The sequence below is a fragment of the Lysobacter sp. cf310 genome, assembly GCF_900114355.1.
GTDB lineage: Bacteria > Pseudomonadota > Gammaproteobacteria > Xanthomonadales > Xanthomonadaceae > Lysobacter.
Genome location: NZ_FOSS01000001.1, coordinates 1,032,047 through 1,048,652, shown reverse-complemented (window position 1 = coordinate 1,048,652; position 16,606 = coordinate 1,032,047). Strand labels below are relative to the sequence as shown.

The 16,606-nt window shown below is 69.1% G+C and carries 16 protein-coding genes; 8 read left to right on the top strand and 8 right to left on the bottom strand.

Features of this window, described 5'->3' with window-relative positions:
- The 6 genes from BMZ45_RS04600 to BMZ45_RS04575 form a co-directional block, all read right to left on the bottom strand.
- Positions 1–1,356 (bottom strand): dihydrolipoamide acetyltransferase family protein, encoded by a 1,356-nt coding sequence (locus BMZ45_RS04600; RefSeq protein ID WP_091632954.1) that lies wholly within the window; start codon positions 1,354–1,356, stop codon positions 1–3.
- A gap of 60 nt (positions 1,357–1,416) precedes the next feature.
- Positions 1,417–1,797 (bottom strand): cupin domain-containing protein, encoded by a 381-nt coding sequence (locus BMZ45_RS04595; RefSeq protein ID WP_091632952.1) that lies wholly within the window; start codon positions 1,795–1,797, stop codon positions 1,417–1,419.
- A complete protein-coding gene (locus BMZ45_RS04590; protein ID WP_091632949.1) occupies positions 1,794–2,147 on the bottom strand; it encodes an SH3 domain-containing protein in 354 nt (117 codons plus the stop codon). The genes BMZ45_RS04595 and BMZ45_RS04590 overlap by 4 nt, the downstream gene beginning before the upstream one ends.
- A gap of 10 nt (positions 2,148–2,157) precedes the next feature.
- Positions 2,158–3,189, bottom strand: a complete 1,032-nt coding sequence (locus BMZ45_RS04585) for an alpha-ketoacid dehydrogenase subunit beta (RefSeq protein WP_254776526.1) — start codon at positions 3,187–3,189, stop codon at positions 2,158–2,160.
- The gene (pdhA, locus tag BMZ45_RS04580) at positions 3,186–4,259 is read right to left on the bottom strand and encodes a pyruvate dehydrogenase (acetyl-transferring) E1 component subunit alpha (protein WP_091632947.1); all 1,074 of its coding nucleotides are present in this window, start codon (positions 4,257–4,259) and stop codon (positions 3,186–3,188) included. The genes BMZ45_RS04585 and pdhA overlap by 4 nt, the downstream gene beginning before the upstream one ends.
- A 502-nt stretch (positions 4,260–4,761) precedes the next feature.
- Positions 4,762–7,980 carry a lamin tail domain-containing protein gene (locus tag BMZ45_RS04575; protein WP_091632944.1) on the bottom strand — a complete coding sequence of 1,073 codons (3,219 nt, stop codon included), beginning with the start codon at positions 7,978–7,980 and terminating at the stop codon, positions 4,762–4,764.
- 176 nt (positions 7,981–8,156) lie between these two features.
- On the opposite strand from BMZ45_RS04575, the gene BMZ45_RS04570 reads away from it, so the two are divergent.
- The 7 genes from BMZ45_RS04570 to BMZ45_RS04540 all read left to right on the top strand — a co-directional run bounded on the left by BMZ45_RS04570 (position 8,157) and on the right by BMZ45_RS04540 (position 13,996).
- The gene (locus BMZ45_RS04570) at positions 8,157–9,029 is read left to right on the top strand and encodes a tryptophan 2,3-dioxygenase (RefSeq protein WP_091632941.1); all 873 of its coding nucleotides are present in this window, start codon (positions 8,157–8,159) and stop codon (positions 9,027–9,029) included.
- Entirely contained in the window at positions 9,026–9,442 is a 417-nt protein-coding gene (locus BMZ45_RS04565; protein ID WP_091632938.1) for an NUDIX hydrolase, read from the top strand. The genes BMZ45_RS04570 and BMZ45_RS04565 overlap by 4 nt, the downstream gene beginning before the upstream one ends.
- A 358-nt stretch (positions 9,443–9,800) precedes the next feature.
- Positions 9,801–11,336, top strand: coding sequence for a peptide MFS transporter (locus BMZ45_RS04560; RefSeq protein ID WP_091632936.1), 1,536 nt, complete (start codon positions 9,801–9,803; stop codon positions 11,334–11,336).
- A 99-nt stretch (positions 11,337–11,435) separates the two neighbouring features.
- On the top strand, positions 11,436–12,914 hold the full coding sequence (locus BMZ45_RS04555) for a peptide MFS transporter (RefSeq protein ID WP_091632933.1): 1,479 nt from the start codon (positions 11,436–11,438) through the stop codon (positions 12,912–12,914).
- Positions 12,915–12,967: 53 nt separating this feature from the next.
- Positions 12,968–13,297 carry a hypothetical protein gene (locus BMZ45_RS04550; protein WP_091632931.1) on the top strand — a complete coding sequence of 110 codons (330 nt, stop codon included), beginning with the start codon at positions 12,968–12,970 and terminating at the stop codon, positions 13,295–13,297.
- Positions 13,298–13,313: 16 nt separating this feature from the next.
- Positions 13,314–13,592, top strand: a complete 279-nt coding sequence (locus tag BMZ45_RS04545) for a hypothetical protein (RefSeq protein ID WP_091632928.1) — start codon at positions 13,314–13,316, stop codon at positions 13,590–13,592.
- Positions 13,593–13,639: 47 nt separating this feature from the next.
- The gene (locus BMZ45_RS04540; RefSeq protein ID WP_091634093.1) at positions 13,640–13,996 is read left to right on the top strand and encodes a DUF7079 family protein; all 357 of its coding nucleotides are present in this window, start codon (positions 13,640–13,642) and stop codon (positions 13,994–13,996) included.
- A 10-nt stretch (positions 13,997–14,006) separates the two neighbouring features.
- On the opposite strand, the gene BMZ45_RS04535 is transcribed toward BMZ45_RS04540, so the two are convergent.
- Positions 14,007–14,867: a helix-turn-helix domain-containing protein gene (locus tag BMZ45_RS04535; protein WP_091632925.1), complete on the bottom strand. Its 861-nt coding sequence runs from the start codon at positions 14,865–14,867 to the stop codon at positions 14,007–14,009.
- Between the two features lie 96 nt (positions 14,868–14,963).
- Here BMZ45_RS04535 and BMZ45_RS04530 point away from each other — a divergent pair, with 96 nt between their 5' ends.
- Positions 14,964–15,428, top strand: a complete 465-nt coding sequence (locus tag BMZ45_RS04530) for a DUF6265 family protein (RefSeq protein WP_091632921.1) — start codon at positions 14,964–14,966, stop codon at positions 15,426–15,428.
- Between the two features lie 643 nt (positions 15,429–16,071).
- On the opposite strand, the gene BMZ45_RS04525 is transcribed toward BMZ45_RS04530, so the two are convergent.
- The gene (locus tag BMZ45_RS04525; RefSeq protein WP_091632918.1) at positions 16,072–16,554 is read right to left on the bottom strand and encodes a MarR family winged helix-turn-helix transcriptional regulator; all 483 of its coding nucleotides are present in this window, start codon (positions 16,552–16,554) and stop codon (positions 16,072–16,074) included.
- Between the last annotated feature and the right edge of the window lie 52 nt (positions 16,555–16,606).

Sequence of the window (16,606 nt, the reverse complement as noted above, 5' to 3'; positions counted from 1 at the left end):
TTACATCGGCCGCGCCAGATCGTCTAGCATCGCCTTGAGGAAGCGCGCGGCTTCGCCGCCGGTGCAGGCACGGTGGTCGAAGGTCAGCGACAGCGGGATCACCTTGTGCGATTCGAAGCCGCCCATCACCGGCGTCATCTGGTGGCGGCCCTTGCCGGCGGCGACGATGGCCACGGTCGGCGGCACGATCACCGGGGTGGCGTAGCGGCCGGCGAACATGCCGAAGTTGGACAGCGAGATGGTGTAGCCGCTGAGCTCGGAGGCCGGAATGCTGCGGTCCTCGACCTGGGCGCGCAGGCGGTTGACCGCCTCGCGCACGCCGCGCGCGTCGAGCACGTCGGCGTTGCGCAGCGCCGGCACGAACAGGCCGTCGTCGGTATCCACCGCGATGCCGATGTCGACATGCGGGTGCAGGGTGCGGGTGAGCTTGTCGCCGTCGAACCAGGCGTTGAGCGCGGGCACGGCCTTGCAGCCGGCCACGATCGCGCGCACCAGGCGGCCGGTGATGTCGTTGCCCGGCGCCCAGGCATGGATGTCGGCGTCGTCGCTGAGCGTGGTCGGCACGACCTTGGCATGCGCGTCGGCCATCACCCGCGCCATGTTGCGGCGCACGCCCTTGAGCTGTTCGGGCTGGCCGCTGACGCTCACGCCCGGCGGCTGGGTACGCATCGGTCGGCCGCTGGCCGACAGCGCGCTGCGCGCGGGCGCGGCGGCCGGGGCCGCGGCAGCCGCCGGCGCGCGATCGGCCGCGCGCGGCGCCGGTTCGGCGCCCGCGACGGCGCTGCCGTCGGCGGCGGCGCGCTTGACGTCGTCGCTGGTGACCACGCCGTCGCTGCCGGTCGCGCGCACGCGCGACAGGTCGACGCCGAGCTTGCGCGCCAGCGCGCGCACCGCCGGCATCGCCTTGACGCCGCCCACCGCGACCGCCTGTTCGCTGCGCACCGCGTCGGAGGACTGCATCGCCCCGACCACGGTGCCGCTGTCGGCGCGCTCGGCTTCGACGGCCTTGGCCGGCGCGGCCTCGGCCTGCGGCGCGGGCGCGGCCGGCGCGGCATGGCCGCCGCCGTGGTGATGGCCGGTGTCCTGGCCATCGGCGCGCTGCGGCTGGCTGGGGTCGAGTTCGAACTCGGCCAGCATGGTGCCGGTCACGACGATGTCGCCGGCGGCGCCGGCCAGCTTGAGCACCTTGCCCGACACCGGCGAGGGCACCTCGACCACGGCCTTGGCGGTCTCCATCGACACCAGGGTGTCGTCGAGGCGGATCGTGTCGCCGACCTTCACCGCCCATTCGACGATGGTCGCGTCGGGCAGGCCTTCGCCGAGGTCGGGGAGCAGGAAGGTTTTGGTGTCGGTCATGGTTCGATCGTCTCGTTGGTTATGCGGTCGTCGCCGGCCCGGGCCGGCGGCGGATAAGGTTCAGACCCACACGTCGTTGCGCGCGGTGAGGTCGCCGCCGGCTTCGCCGGTGTTGACCACGCCGCGCGGCTCGATGATGAGGGCATGGCATTCGTGTTCGGCGCGGGTGATGTGCTCGACGCCGCGCGGGACGACATACATCTCGCCTTCGCCCAGCTCCACGTCGTGATCGCGGAAGCCGATCTGCATGCGGCCGCGCACCACCATGAACACTTCGTCGGTGTGCTCGTGCGCATGCCAGACGAACTCGCCCTGCAGCTTGACCAGCTTGAACTGGTAGTCGTTCATCTCGGCGATCACGCGCGGCGACCAGTGCTCGTTGAAACGCGCGAGCTTGTCGGCGAGGTTGATCGCTTCGCGTGGCGGGGCGGACTCGGTCATGGCGATCCTTCGTCGAAGAGTTCCAGCGCGCGCGCCGGGATCCAGCCCTGTTCGCCGCGATCGTTCTCGGCCCACCACCACTGCGCGAGCTCGTAGTGCAGGGTCAGGATTTCGTCGGTCCGCGCGGCCAGTTCGCGGGTGTCGTAGTCGCTGAGCGCGGTGGCGGCGCCGCGTTCGCCGTCGAACAGCGCCGCCGGCACCCAGCCGCCGTGGCCTTCGCCGAGCACGGTCCAGACGAACTGCGGCCAGTCGCGGTCGCGGTCGCCCAGGGTCACGCGCTGGCCGCGCGAGACCTGGATCGGCGGCCGATCCGGCACGCGGTGGCCGACGACGACGCGCGCGCGACGCATCGCCCTGCGCTCAGCCCGCCGCCAGCGCGCGCTTGGCCGCGGCGACGATGCGTTCCACGCTGGGCAGGTACTTCATTTCCAGGCGGAACAGCGGGATGTGGGTGTCGTAGCCGGTGACGCGCTCGACCGGCGCGAGCAGGTCGTACATCGACTCCTCGGCCAGGCGCGCGGCGATCTCGGCGCCGAAGCCGGCGGTCTTGGGCGCCTCGTGCACGATCACGCAGCGGCCGGTCTTGCTCACCGATTCGGCGATGGTGGCGAAGTCCAGCGGACGCAGGGTGGCCACGTCGATCACCTCGGCGCTGATGCCTTCGCCGGCCAGCTTGTCGGCGGCTTCCAGCGCTTCCTTGACCTGCGCGCCCCAGCTGACCAGGGTCACGTCGCTGCCGTCGCGCAGCACGTAGCACACGTCCAGCGGCAGCGCCTCGCCGTCGTCGGCGACCACTTCCTTGTACTGGCGGTAGATGCGCTTGGGCTCCATGAAGATCACCGGATCCGGGTCGCGGATCGCGGCCAGCAGCAGGCCGTAGGCGCGCGCCGGCGAGGACGGCATGACCACGCGCAGGCCGGGCACGTTGGTGAAGATGGATTCGTTGGCTTCGCTGTGGTGCTCGGGCGCGCGGATGCCGCCGCCCCACGGCACGCGCAGCACCATCGGGCAGTGCAGACGGCCGCGGGTGCGGTAACGGAAGCGCGCGGCGTGACAGATGATGTGATCGACCATCGGATACACGAAGCCGTCGAACTGCGATTCGGCGACCGGCTTCATGCCCTGCGCGGCCAGGCCGACGGTGAGGCCGGCGATGGTGGTTTCGTCCAGCGGCGTGTCGAGCACGCGCTCGGAGCCGAACTGCTGCTGCAGGCCGGCGGTGGCGCGGAACACGCCGCCGTTCACGCCCACGTCCTCGCCCAGCACCAGCACGGTCTCGTCGGCGCGCATTTCGTAGGCCAGGGCCTGGGTGATGGCTTCGATCAGGGTGATCGCGACCGGCGTGGCCACGGCGTTGGCGGTCTCGACCTTCACTTTGGTATCGACGTTCATCGACGACCCTCCAGGGCCAGCGCGGCCGCACGTTGCGCGAGCAGATCCGGCGGCGGATCGGCGTACAGGTAATCGAACATCGCCTCGACCGGCTGCACCGGGGTTTCCAGGTAGGCGTTGATTTCGACGTCGACCTTCTTGCCGCATTCCTCGGCCCAGGCCTTCTCTTCGTCCTCGCTCCACAAGCCCTGCGCGGTCAGATAGGCGCGCAGGCGCGGCACCGGGTCGCGGGTCCAGGCTTCCTTGACCTCTGCCTCGCCGCGGTAACGGCGGGCGTCGTCGGCGGTGGTGTGGTCGTGCAGGCGATAGGTCATGAACTCGATCACGCTGCCGCCTTCGCCCTTGCGTGCGCGCTCGGCGGCGCGGCGCATGCCTTCCAGCACCGCGATCAGGTCGTTGCCGTCCACCTGCAGGCAGTGCAGGCCGCCGGCGATGCCCTTCTGGGCCAGGGTCTTGGCGCCAGTCTGGGCCGAACGCGGCACCGAGATCGCCCAGCCGTTGTTGATCACGCACAGGATCAGCGGCAGCTGGTAGGCGCCGGCCGAGTTCAGCGCGGCGTAGAAGTCGGTCTTGGACGAACCGCCGTCGCCGCAGCAGGCCACGGCCAGGTTGTTTTCCTTGCGCAGCTTGAACGCGAGCGCGGCGCCGGCGGCGTGCAGGCACTGGGTCGAGATCGGCACGCACCAGGAGAAGTCTTTCTTGGGGCCGGAGAAGTCGTTGCCGCGCTCGTCGCCGCCCCAGTACAGCAGCACTTCGCGCGGCAGCACGCCGCGCATGAACTGCGCGCCGTACTCGCGGTAGCTGGGCGCGAACACGTCGTCGGGCAGCATCGAGGCGCCGATGCCGACGTGGGTGGCCTCATGGCCCAGGCAGGCGGCGTAGGTGCCGAGCTTGCCGGTGCGTTGCAGTGCGATCGCCTTGGTGTCGAACACGCGCACGAACAGCATCTGCTTGAACAGCGGCAGCAGCTTGCTGGCGTCGCGGAACGCGGGCGGCAGTTCGGCGACGGGCTGGCCGTCGATGCCGAGGTATTGCAGGTATTCGATTTCGAACGTCGCGGCGACGGTCATCGCGGGGCAGTCCTGAATTGGGGATGGGGGAGGCCCGAACCTTCCCGCCCGGATCCAGTGCCGGCGCGCGGACCGTTCAGACTGGCTGGGTCCGCGGCGGCCGGTGAGGGCTTGCTGCGGACCTGGCGCTGTCGCAGCGGCCGCGGTGGCGGCTGTTGCGTGGTGCTGCGGATGATACCCAAACGCGTGTTAAGCGCCGTTGCGCGCTGCGGCATGCAAAAAATCGCGGAAACGACTAGGCGCGACTGCACGCGGGCGTACGGTTGGCCCCGTGTTGGGGGCGCTGCGCACCGCTTTGGGGGAGCAGCGGCGGGAGCCGCGACCGCGAAATCGAAGCGGCGGCGCCACATCGGAATCCGATTCGGCGCAGACGTGCGGGCTTGCGCGATCGCGGCTCACGCCGCTCCCACAGGGAGCAAGGGCAACCGCGGTCGAGGGCGGGGGGCACAAACGAAAAGGGCGCGGCTCGCGCCGCGCCCTTTCGTTCAAGCCTTGCTGCGGATCAGCGGCGGATCTGCACGCTGATGGTGTCGCTGTTGTTGCCGGCGACCGGGTCCGGGGTGGCGGCGCTGATGTTGGCGTCGAACACCAGGCTGCTGCCCACGGCCGGACGTTCCGGCACCACGACCGCCAGAGCGAACCACTGGGTACCGCGGTTCAGGTTGGTGCTGCGGTTGCACTCGGCGCGGAAGCCGGTGGGCACCGCGGTGCGTGCGCAGGTCCAGCCGGCCGGAGCGGCGACCGCCGCGGCCGAGACCGCGACGTTGCCGGTCAGCACCAGCTTGGGCTGGGCGGCGGCGTCCGGGCCGGCGTTGGTCACCGGCACCAGGAAGGTCGCGATCGCGCCCTTGCGCACCGGCAGCGCGCCGCCGGCGATCTGCACCGACAGGTCGGCCTGGGTGGTCACCACGACTTGCGCCGCGGCCTGGTTGTTGCCGTTGGCCGGGTCGCGGGTCTGCGACTGCGCGGCCACCGCCATGCGCAGCGGGGTGCCGCTGGCCAGGGCCGGCAGCACCACGTTCAGCGCGAACGTGGCCGAACCCTGCGAGGCCAGGCTGGCGGTGGTGCAGGTGACGGTGGTGGTGGTCGCGTCCTGCACCGGTGCGGCGCAGGTCCAGCCGGCCGGCGCGGTCGCGACCGGCGCCACCAGGGCGTCGAACACGAAGGCCACGGCGGCGGCATCGGCCGCGTTCGGACCGGCGTTGAACACGCCGGCGGTGTAGGTAGCGGTCTGGCCGGCGCGGGCGCTGGCCGGGGTGGCCGAGGCGCTCACCGCCAGGTCGGCGCTGCGGAAGGCGGGCACGCTCAGGACCAGGCGCACCGGGTCGTGGTCGGACACGCGCAGCGGCTGGCTGGCATCGCCGAAGCGGAACACGCCGAAGTCGGCGTTGATGCGGGCGTGGTCGACCGACAGGCCGACGTTGTCCATCACCAGCGCTTCGTTGATCAGCACGTGGTCCAGGGTCTGCGCGTTGCCTTCGAACACGTACGAGTAGCGCTGGGCCGGATCGGCGATCAGCTGCGAGCCGTCGACGAAGATGCTGGTCAGCGGGCTGTCGACGTAGGTCAGGACCTGGTCTTCGGCGGCTTCCTCGCCCTTGATGACGCCGAGCACGTCGGTGTAACCGTCGTTGAACTCGAACGCGTTGAAGTCGCCGACCAGCACGATCTTCTCGTTCGGGTTGCTCTGCTGCATCTGCTCGATCAGGCCGGCCAGGTAGGCCGCCTGCGCGCCGCGCTTGGCGCGCACGCGCGCGCCCTCGGTGGACCAGCCGTTGCCGCCGGCGGCGACGTCGTCGATGCCGTTGAGCGAGCGCAGGTGGTTGGCGATCACCGTGATCGGATACGACGCGCCGTTGTCCTGATGCACGATCGCGCGCAGCAGCAGCGGCGGACGGTCGTTGAGCAGGGCGGTGCTGCCGTTCGGATTGGCGAAGGTCGCGTCCTTGCCGTACTGCACCACTTCCAGCACTTCCACGCGCGGCTGGCCGGCGCCGTTGTCGCGGGTGGCGACCAGGAAGCCGACGTTGATGCCGCCCGGGTCGTTGCCCGACACCAGGTAGGGCACGTAGCCCGGCGCGCTGGGGCAGTTGGCGTTGATGCGATCGGCGAGGCGACCGAGGATGCTGATGTTCTCGACCTCGACCACGCCCAGGATGTCGGGCGTCTTCAGGTACTGGCAGATCGCGGCCGAGGTCTTGCCCAGGCGCTTTTCCACCGCCTCGGGCTTCAGCGTCGGCGCGCCGTTGCTCTCGGCCACTTCGTCGAAGAAGCGCAGCAGGTTGAAACCGCCGATGGTGATGTCTTCGTAGCCCGCGTCGGCGACCGCTTCGGGCTGCTTGCCGCCGGCGAAGGTCGGCGGGGTGGCGGTGTCGGGCAACAGCGCCCAGGTGCCGGCGAAGTAGTCGAGCACGCCGAGCAGGCCGGAGATCTGGGCCTGGCCGTCGACCGACAGCGGCAGCGCGCCGATCTGGCCGCGGCTGCGCACCATCAGGCGTTCCTGGTTGGTGTCGAAGCGCGGCGGGTTCTTGCCGGCCGGGATCGGGATCGTGTCCATGATGCCGATGCCGGGCTCGCGGAACGGCACCGCCACCTCCGGCAGACGCACGTAGAACACGCCGTCGCTGGAGGAGTTGGCGTCGTCTTCGTCGATGCTGCCGTCGGTGCCGGAGATCGCGACCGACTGGGCCACGCTCACGCGCATCGCTTCCAGGCGTTCCAGCGTGCCCGGGGTGGCGTTGGCGCCGAGCTCGGCCGAGCTCAGTTCGACCGCGGCCGGCAGGGCGACGCCGGTTTCCAGCAGTTCCACCGTCGGCGAGACCAGTTCGGTGATGCTGAGCTGGTTCGGATTCGAGGGCGGGGTGAACTCGTCGACCTTGGCGGTCACGCGCACGCGGTTACCGACCGCGGCGCTGGCCGGCGGCGCGGCGCCGGTGAACACGAACACCGCCTCGGAGGTGGCCGGGTTGCCGTCGTCGTTGGCGCTTTGCAGGAAGAAGCCGTTGTTGAACTTGCGCGCGGTGACGATGCCTTCGGTGACCACGAGCTTGTCGTCGTAAGCCGACAGCAGGCCGGCGCCCTGGATCTGGGCGATGGTCAGCGCGACCGGCGGATCCGGCGGGTTCGGCGGCGTGGTGCCGGTGTTGCGCGGGGTCGGCGCGCCGGTGCTGAAGTCGGCGCTGTTGTTGCCGGTGTCGGTGGCGCCGTCGTTCTTGCGCAGCGCGGCCGTGGAGTTGGTCAGCGTCGCGGTGGGCGCGGTCTCCGAGCAGTTGGCGGCGGTGCCGTAGCCGACGAAGTCGATCACGGTGGCGCCGCCGACCGGGCAGGCGCCCGTCAGCGAGACGTTGTTGTTGACCAGCGCGACCTTGCCGGCGGTGCCGGCCATGGCCAGGGTGCCGGTCGCGTCGGGCGTGGGCAGGTCGACGGTGCCGCCGGCGCCGTCGGCTTGCTTGATGAGGTAGTAGCCGCCCGCCGGAATGCTGCCGGTCAGCGGCGTGCGCGCCCAGGTGGTGCCGGCGGAGGACGCGTACTGCACGCTCCATCCGCTCAGATCGACCGCCGTGGCGCCGTTATTGCGCAATTCGATGAAGTCGCTTTTCAGCGTGGCGCCGGAATTGCCGCCCCCGCCGTAGACCTGACTGACCACGACCTGCGCTTGCGCGCCGCCGGCCATCAGGAACGCCAAAGCCACGGCCGCACAGCGGCCTAAGAACTTGTCCATGTTTTTCCCCGTTGGATACCGCCCGCCAGTCCCCCTGACGCGGGCTGGCAAGATTGTGCATCAATCGTCACAAATCGGCATTTCAAGGGCATGACGGCATACCATACGGTGATGGGGGTGGACCGTCCGGAAGGCGCGCGCTGCGGTACCCTTTGCGCCCCTAAGCGAGAACCGCGATGACCGTCGAGAAGAACCAGCGCGAACTGGAGACCGGAATCCACACCGATCTGCAGGGGCGGATCACCTATGCGGGCTATCTGCAGCTGGACCGCCTGCTGTCGGCCCAGCACGGTCGCTCCGACCCGCCGCATCACGACGAGTTGCTGTTCATCATCCAGCACCAGGTGTCCGAGCTGTGGATGAAGCTGATCATCCACGAGCTCAGCGCGGCCATCGAACACCTGCGCAACGACCAGGTCTGGCAGTGCCAGAAGGTGCTCGCGCGCTGCAAGCAGGTGCTGCGCCAGCTGACCGAGCAATGGTCGGTGCTGGAGACGCTGACGCCGTCGGAATACATGGGCTTCCGCGACACCCTGGGGCCGTCGTCGGGCTTTCAGTCGCTGCAGTACCGGCGCATCGAATTCATGCTGGGCAACAAGAACGAAGGCATGCTGCGGGTGTTCGGTCACGATCCCAACGCGCAGGCCGAACTCGAAAGCGCGTTGGCCGCGCCCAGTCTGTACGACGAATTCCTGATGTACCTGGCGCGCTTCGGCCATGCGATTCCGGCCGCGCATCTGCAGCGCGACTGGCGTCAGCCGCACGTCGCCGATCCGGCCCTGCAGCCGGTGTTCGAACGCATCTACGAGAACACCGACCTGTACTGGCGCGAGTACGCGCTGTGCGAGGATCTGGTCGACGTCGAAACCCAGTTCCAGCTCTGGCGTTTCCGCCACATGCGCACGGTGCTGCGCATCATCGGCTTCAAGCGCGGCACCGGCGGTTCCAGCGGCGTGGGCTTCCTCAAGCAGGCGCTGGAACTGACCTTCTTCCCGGAGCTGTTCGAAGTGCGCACCAGCATCGGCCCGGGCGGCGCGATCGTGCCGTGAGCGCGCGCCTGCACGAGTGCGTCGGCGCTCTGCTGGTGCGCGACGGGCGCGTGCTGCTGGGCCGACGCACGGCCGATCGCGAATTTCTCGCCGGCGCCTGGGACGTGCTGGGCGGACACATCGAGGACGGCGAGAGCGAGCTCGACACGCTGGCGCGCGAACTGGACGAGGAAGTCGGGGTGACGCCGACGCATTGGCGGCGCCTGGGCACGATCGAGGGCGAGCGGCCCGCGCCGTGGCGGCTGCATCTGTACGCGGTCGCGCAGTGGCGCGGCGAGCCCCGCAACCGCCAGCCCGACGAACACGAGGAATTGCGCTGGTGCGCGCGGGACGAGGCGGTGGCCTGCCTGGGCGCGGCGCATCCGGCGTTCGCGCGTCTGCTGGGCGAGGCCTTGGCCGCCGAAGCCGACTGAGGGCGCCGGCGCAGCGGCGCAGGGGCGTCGCCGATCGCGCAAACCGGGCGGCACGGCCGCGACGCGATGCGACCCCTGCCTGGCGCTAGGCATTCGTTCATGCGATCGGGAGCGCGGGCGGCGCGGTCGCAGGAATCGGCCCAGCTCCGGTCAAGCGCAAGCCCAGCGGTGGGATTCGGCAAAACCGCTTCCCGTTCAGACATTTTCGAGCGGCGCGCAGGGTCGATTGCTGCGCCGCAGCAATACGCGAGCGTCTTCACAAAGGTTTGACGGGACCGGCGGCAGCCGGTAAATCTCCCCGATCCCGTGCCGCCGGCAAGGGCAATCTCATTCAGTTTCGACACACGGGGGACACCGCATGAGCGGAGCCGCAACGACGACGGGCGAAACGCCCATTCCGGAATTCAAGCAGGTCCTGGGGCATCCCAAGCCTCTGTGGATGCTGTTCATGTCCGAATTCTGGGAACGCTTCGCGTTCTACGGCATCCGCTGGGCGATGGTCCTGTACATCGTGGCGCAGTTCCACGGCGGCGACGCCGGCTACGAGAAGCCCGCCAGCGAGCTCTACGGCGCCTACCTGGCGCTGGTCTACGCCTCGGCGATCTTCGGCGGCTGGATCGCCGACAAGCTGATCGGCTACCAGCGTTCGATCCTGCTCGGCGCCATGATCATGGCGACCGGCCTGTTCCTGTTGGCCTCGCCCACCGAGACCATGTTCAAGCTGGGCCTGGCCACGATCATCGTCGGCAACGGCCTGTTCAAGCCGATCATCTCGACCATGGTCGGCAAGCTCTATCTGCAGGGCGACGGCCGCCGCGACTCGGGCTTCACCATCTTCTACATGGGCATCAACCTGGGCGCGTTCCTGGCGCCGCTGGTCACCCAGTACCTGGCCCAGAAGGTGTTCGGCGTCAACGACACGCCGGCCTACAAAGTGGTGTTCATCTCGGCCGGCATCGGCATGGTGCTGAGCCTGATCTGGTTCTGGTTCGGTCGCGCCCAGCTCAAGGGCATCGGCCTGCCGCCGGCGGACAAGACCAGCCTGACCCGTTCGTTCCTGGTCCTGGGCGGCGCGGCGCTGATCGCGATTCCGATCTTCTACTTCCTGCTGACCATCAACGCGATGGTGCTGCAGTACATCCTGATCGCGCTGCTGATCGTGCCGGCCATCATGCTGGTGGTGGAGGGCATCCGCGAGGGTAAGGTCTCGCGCGACAAGGTGATCGCGATGCTGATCATCCTGACCTTCAACGTGTTCTTCTGGTGCTTCTTCGAACAGGCCGGCAGCTCGTTCAACTTCCTGGCCGAAAAGATCGTCGACCGCAGCATCGGCTTCGAAAGCCTGTTCATGGCGCTGGCCGGCGGCAAGGAATTCCCGGTCTCCTGGTTCCAGAGCGTGAACTCGGTGGCCATCATCACCCTGGCGCCGGTGATCGCCTGGATCTGGGTGCGCATGGGCCGCGCCAATCCCTCGATCCCGCGCAAGTTCGGCCTGGGCCTGATCTTCAACGGCCTGGCCTTCCTGCTGCTGATGTTCGCGCTGGTCAACCTGATCGCGCCGGACACCGGCAAGATCCCGTTCTGGACCCTGTTCGCGGTGTACTGGATCCAGTCGGTGGGCGAGCTGTGCCTGTCGCCGATCGGTCTGTCGATGGTGACCAAGCTGGCGCCGGCGCGCCTGACCGGCTTCGCCATGGGCGCCTGGTTCCTGTCGATCGCGATCGGCAACAACCTCGCCGGCATCTTCGCCGGCCAGGCCAGCGGCGAGACCGGCATGACCACGGCTTCGGCGCTGACCGCCTACACCATGGGCTTCTACATCCTGGCCGGTGCGGGCCTGCTGCTGTTCCTGATCGCCCCGCTGATCAACCGGTTGATGCACGGCGTCAAGTAAGCGCCGTCGCCCGCAGCCGTACCCCTAGGCGCCACGGCCGGAGAGCTCCGGCCGTGGCGTCGCCGCATTCGCAACCCGCTATCGCATGAGCGACTTCCGATGACCGTCACCAAACACGTCGAACCCGAATTCATCGCGCCGCCGCCGGGCGAGCTGGTCGGCCATCCGCGCGCGCTGTGGATGCTGTTCGGCGCCGAAATGTGGGAGCGCTTCGCCTACTACGGCATGCGTGCGCTGCTGGCGGTGTACGTGGCCACCACCTTCTTCAGCCTGCTGCCGGAAGGCGAAGCGCGCGCCCAGGCCAGCCTGACGTACGGCGCCTACACCGCGTTGATCTACGCCACCGGCCTGTTCGGCGGCTTCGTCGCCGACCGTTATCTGGGTTACCGCCCGTCGATCGTGCTCGGCGGTGTGATCATGGCGGTGGGCCTGTTCCTGCTGATGATTCCGCAGCTGACCTGGTTCCTGCTGGGCCTGGCGGTGATCGTGGTCGGCAACGGCCTGTTCAAGCCCAACATCTCGGCCATGGTCGGGCGCCTGTACGCGCCCAACGACCCGCGCCGCGATTCGGGCTTCACCATCTTCTACATGGGCATCAACGTCGGCGGCGCGCTCGCGCCCATCGTCTGCGGCGCGATCATCGGCAAGTACTACGGCTACCGCTGGGGCTTCTTCGCCGCCGGCGTGGGCATGATCTTCGGCCTGATGATGTTCCATTGGCTGCGCGGGCATCTGGGCCGCATCGGCGAATCGCCGGCGCCCGCGCTCAACCGCTCGCGCGTGTTCAAGGTGCTGCTGGGCTGCGTGGCCTCGGTGCCGGTGGTGTATCTGATGCTCAGCCGGACCGAGATCGTCGGCTACATCCTGTTGGTCATGATGGTCGGCCTGAGCATCTACTTCGTCGGCGGCAGCCTGCGCAGCGGCGACAAGGTGCAGATGCACCGCTATATCGCGATGCTGCTGCTGTTCCTGGCCAAGATCCTGTTCTGGGGCATGTTCGAACAGGCCGGCACCTCGCTGAACTTCTTCGCCAAGGACCACGTCGACGCGCCGTTCGACTTCACCCTGTTCCAGTCGGCGAACTCGGTGTTCATCATCGCGCTGGCGCCGCTGTTCGCCTGGGCCTGGCCGCGCCTGGACCAGCGCAACTGGAACCCGTCGGTGCCGCGCAAGTTCGCGCTGGCGCTGGTGCTGGTCGCGCTGGGCTTCTCGGTCCTGATCGCCGGCATCGCCTACATGGCCGACGGCAGCGGGCGCATTCCCTGGGAAATGCTGGTGCTGGCCTACCTGTTCAACACCATGGGCGAGCTGTGCCTGTCGCCGATCGGTTTGTCGATGGTCTCCAAGCTGGCCGCGCCCAAGGACACCGGCATGGCGATGGGCGCCTGGTTCCTGTGCTCGGCGATCGGCAACTACGTGGCCGGTCTGGTCGCGGCGGTGGCTTCCGGCGGCGACCTCGGCGGACTGGCCCAGTACTCGGCCACCTACACCCATATCGCCTACGCCGGCTTCGGCATGGGCGCGGCCTTCCTGCTGTTCGCGCCGTTCATCAATAAGTTGATGCATGGGGTGAAGTGAGCGATCGGAGGTCGTGTCGCCTCCGTCCGATCGGATCTGGTCTTGGAGGACGTATGACGCGCGCTGAATGGTTCGAACCCAAATGGCTGTGGCTGAAGCGTTTCGCACTGGCGGCGGGCTTGGGGATAGCCCTCATGATCGTCGGCATCGCGGCCGATGTCGTGGCGCTGACCTTCGTCGGTTGCGTGCTGTTCGCGCCCTTGATCTTCTGGGTCGCGTTCATTCCTATCCTGCATTGGAAGGATCGCTACATCGGCGGCGCGAGCAACGTCTGGGGCGCATTCCTGGTCTTCGAGACCTCGAGCTGGTCGAAGCTGTTTTATTGGTTCATCCACGTGCTGCCGGACTGGAGACGGTCCGGGCAGTACGCGGACGCGCCCTGATCGGCCGCGGTTGCCGATGCGCACGGACTTGCCGGAGATACGGGAACTGCTGGACGCTGCCCGATCCTATTTGGCGGGCAGCGTCGGCTTGACCTGGTTACATGGCTACATCGGCCAATGCGAGTTTTCGCCCGCCGTGCAGTCCGACGAGGTCACCCGCGTCGCCATTCTTGAGTGGCGGCAGGTGCTCGACAGCGCCTGGAACGAGTGGGGAATCAATCCGAACCCGCTGCCCGAAGCGGAGTTCAGGCGCTGGCTGCGGGAGCAACTGGCGGCTGCGACGGATACGCCATAGTCGCCGAGCGGCTTGGCCCGAACCGGGATTGGATGTTCAATGCGAACATGACCGGAGCCCGCCCCGAGGACCGATTGCCGCTATGGCGCGCGTATTCGGAATTCTTCCTCGACACCGAACTCGACGAACTCAGTTACGCCTATGTGGCGCGGACGGTGCTCGAGTCCGGCTTGGGCTTGGAGGCGGCCGAGGCGGTGCTGTGGAACGAGGTGTTCCCGGTGCTGCATGCGAACCTGCGCAATCACCTGGGCGTCTGGGACGGTTGGTCGGACGCATGGCTGCTCGCGCATCTGCGCGTCGCATCGGGCCCCGCCGTACGCGCCGGGCCGCGCGCCACGGTCGCCGAGATCGAGCGTTGCTGGCATCGGATGTGCGCGCACTGGTCCGAGCCGCAACCCGGTTGAGCCGACGGCGCTAGTCGCCCAGCGCCACCGCGCGCACGCCCGAATGCCCACGCACGAAAGCCGCGGCCAGGCGCAAGGTCGCTTCGCCGTCGCGGTCGCCGCGCAAGGCGCGCACCAGCCGCGCGGGTGTGGTACCGGTCCAGCGGCTGAGGTCGTGGGTGGCGTGGGCTTGATCGCTATAGCCATGGCGCGCCGCGGCGTCGGCGATGGCGGCGCGTTCCTCGTCCAGGCTGCGCAGCAGGGCCTGCAGGCGCCGCACGCGTGCGTACTCCTTCGCGGTCATGCCGACCGCGGCCAGGAAGCGTGCCTGCAGATTGCGCAGGCCCAGGCCGGTGCTGCGCGCGAGCTCGGCGATGCGCAGGTCGCCGTCGTGCCGGTCCAACTGCGCGAGCGCCTGTTCGATCGCGGCGTCCGGCGTTTGGCCGGCCGCGCGCTGCGCGAGCAGCGCCCACATCACGTCGGCGCCGTGTCCGGCGACGCAGGCGTGGGCGGCTTCGGCGAACGCCGCGGCGAAGCCCGGGTCGAGCTCGCGCAGGTCGGGGATGCGGTCGCGCAGCGCGGCCAGGCGTGCGCCGGCGATCAGGGGCGAGCCGGCCGGGGTCAGGCGCACGCCCAGGCAATGCACGGGCCCGGTCGGCTGCAGCCGGATCGGGCCGCGCTGCTGGGCGGCGAACAGCAGCGGCGCCTGCAACTGGGAATCGCCGTCGGCGCCGTACAGTCGCATCGGCGCGCCCAGGTGCGCGATCAGTTCGCAGCGGCCGTCGGCATAGATCGCCTGCACCTCGGGCGCGGGGGTGTCGTCGCGCAGCCGCCACAGGCATTGCACGTGGCGGCTCAGCGACGGCGGCGCGGGCTGCTCGCTGTAGTCCATGCCACCATCAAAGCCCGAGCCTGCGCGTTTTTACAAGCCGATCGCGGCGCGCCGGCGTTAGCGTGGCGGTCAATCGATCACGAAAAGGGGAAGCCGATGAATTTCGCCGCGAGTCTGCTGGGCCTGGGGTTGGTGCTGGCCGTGTCGCCGACGCCCGCCAGTGAAGCCGCCGCCGATCTGGGCTGGATGGCCGGGCACTGGTGCAGCGAAGCCGACGGGCAGCGCATCGACGAGACCTGGCTGCCGGCGGTGGGCGGGCGCCTGTACGGCGTGTCGCGCAGCGCGCGCGGCGAGCGCGTGGGCAGCTTCGAGTTCCTGCGCATCGAGCCGGTGGACGGCGTGCCGACGTATCTGGCCCAGCCCGGCGGCGGCCCGGCGACGGCGTTCCGGCGCAGCGAAGGCGGGCCGAACCGGGTCCGCTTCGAGAACCCCGCCCACGATTTTCCGCAGCGCATCGAGTACCGGCGCGAGGGCGAGCGGCTGCACGCGGAGATCGCGGGGCCGGGCCGGGACGGGAAGGAGCTGCGGATCGCGTTCGAGTACCGGCGTTGCGGGGAGTAGGTTCTGCCCGGGCATCGCACCGCCCTCGACCTGAGGCGCGGTGGCGATGCGGTTCGCCTTCGGCTCACCGCATCCTACGAGGCTACCCCCTCCCCGCGTTGCGGGAGAGGGGCTAACGCGTGGGCGCGATGAGAGGCGTAAGCGCGATGGGAGTCCCTTCTCCCGCTGGCGGGAGAAGGTGCCCGTAGGGCGGATGAGGGCAGCGCATGCGGTTGGCGTTACGCGCCTGCGCCGGCCCTCACCCCAACCCCTCTCCCGCGAGCGGGAGAGGGGCTAACGCGCAGGCGCGATGAGAAGCGCAGGCGCGATGAGAAGAGTAGGCACGATGGGACGTTTGCAGTCCCTTCTCCCGCCGGCGGGAGAAGGTGCCCGAAGGGCGGATGAGGGCAGCGCATGCGGTCGGCGTTGCGCGCCTGCGCCGGCCCTCACCCCAACCCCTCTCCCGCGAGCGGGAGAGGGGCTAACGCGTAGGCGCGATGAGAAGCGTAAGCGCGATGGGAGTCCCTTCTCCCGCCGGCGGGAGAAGGTGCCCGTAGGGCGGATGAGGGCGGCGCATGCGGTTGAAGTTCAGCGCGCGAGCCGGCCCTCACCCCAACCCCTCTCCCGCGAGCGGGAGAGGGGCTTGAATGCAGCGCTAGCTAGCTCACCCCGCCACCGGCATATCCGCCTCGGCCCGAATCTCCAGCTCGTCCAGCCGATCCAGCAAGCGGAACAGCAGTTCGCGTTCGGTGCCGTCCATGCCGTCCAGCAGGCGGCGTTCGAAGGCCAGCGCCAGCGGCGCGACCTCGTCGTAGATCTTGTAACCGTCCGGCGACAGCTGCAGCACCGAGCGGCGGCGGTCGTCGTCGTGGGTCTCGCGGGCCAGGCGGCCGGCCTCGATCAGGCGCGCCACCGCCCGGCTCACCGCGACCTTGTCCATGGCCGTGCGCTGGGCGACCTCGTTGGCCGACAGGCCCGGATAGCGGCCCAGCACGGCCATCACCCGCCATTCGGTCACGCTCAGGGCGAAGCGCTCGGAGTAGACCCGCGCGATCGCGCTGCTGACCCGGTTGGACAGCACCGACAGGCGGTAGGGCAGGAAATGCTCGAGGTCGAGCTCGGCATGGCGGGGGCGGGGCTTGTTCATGCTGCGCTGTACCTTGCTTGCATATGGTTTCATATGAAACTATAACGGCTCT

Coding starts and splice junctions, on each gene's coding strand:
- BMZ45_RS04600 (WP_091632954.1), bottom strand. CDS start 1,356: ATGACCGACACCAAAACCTTCCTGCTCCCCGACCTCGGCGAAGGCCTG.
- BMZ45_RS04555 (WP_091632933.1), top strand. CDS start 11,436: ATGACCGTCACCAAACACGTCGAACCCGAATTCATCGCGCCGCCGCCG.
- BMZ45_RS04560 (WP_091632936.1), top strand. CDS start 9,801: ATGAGCGGAGCCGCAACGACGACGGGCGAAACGCCCATTCCGGAATTC.
- BMZ45_RS04570 (WP_091632941.1), top strand. CDS start 8,157: ATGACCGTCGAGAAGAACCAGCGCGAACTGGAGACCGGAATCCACACC.
- BMZ45_RS04540 (WP_091634093.1), top strand. CDS start 13,640: ATGACCGGAGCCCGCCCCGAGGACCGATTGCCGCTATGGCGCGCGTAT.
- pdhA (WP_091632947.1), bottom strand. CDS start 4,259: ATGACCGTCGCCGCGACGTTCGAAATCGAATACCTGCAATACCTCGGC.
- BMZ45_RS04535 (WP_091632925.1), bottom strand. CDS start 14,867: ATGGACTACAGCGAGCAGCCCGCGCCGCCGTCGCTGAGCCGCCACGTG.
- BMZ45_RS04550 (WP_091632931.1), top strand. CDS start 12,968: ATGACGCGCGCTGAATGGTTCGAACCCAAATGGCTGTGGCTGAAGCGT.
- BMZ45_RS04585 (WP_254776526.1), bottom strand. CDS start 3,189: ATGAACGTCGATACCAAAGTGAAGGTCGAGACCGCCAACGCCGTGGCC.
- BMZ45_RS04545 (WP_091632928.1), top strand. CDS start 13,314: ATGCGCACGGACTTGCCGGAGATACGGGAACTGCTGGACGCTGCCCGA.
- BMZ45_RS04590 (WP_091632949.1), bottom strand. CDS start 2,147: ATGCGTCGCGCGCGCGTCGTCGTCGGCCACCGCGTGCCGGATCGGCCG.
- BMZ45_RS04530 (WP_091632921.1), top strand. CDS start 14,964: ATGAATTTCGCCGCGAGTCTGCTGGGCCTGGGGTTGGTGCTGGCCGTG.
- BMZ45_RS04575 (WP_091632944.1), bottom strand. CDS start 7,980: ATGGACAAGTTCTTAGGCCGCTGTGCGGCCGTGGCTTTGGCGTTCCTG.
- BMZ45_RS04595 (WP_091632952.1), bottom strand. CDS start 1,797: ATGACCGAGTCCGCCCCGCCACGCGAAGCGATCAACCTCGCCGACAAG.
- BMZ45_RS04525 (WP_091632918.1), bottom strand. CDS start 16,554: ATGAACAAGCCCCGCCCCCGCCATGCCGAGCTCGACCTCGAGCATTTC.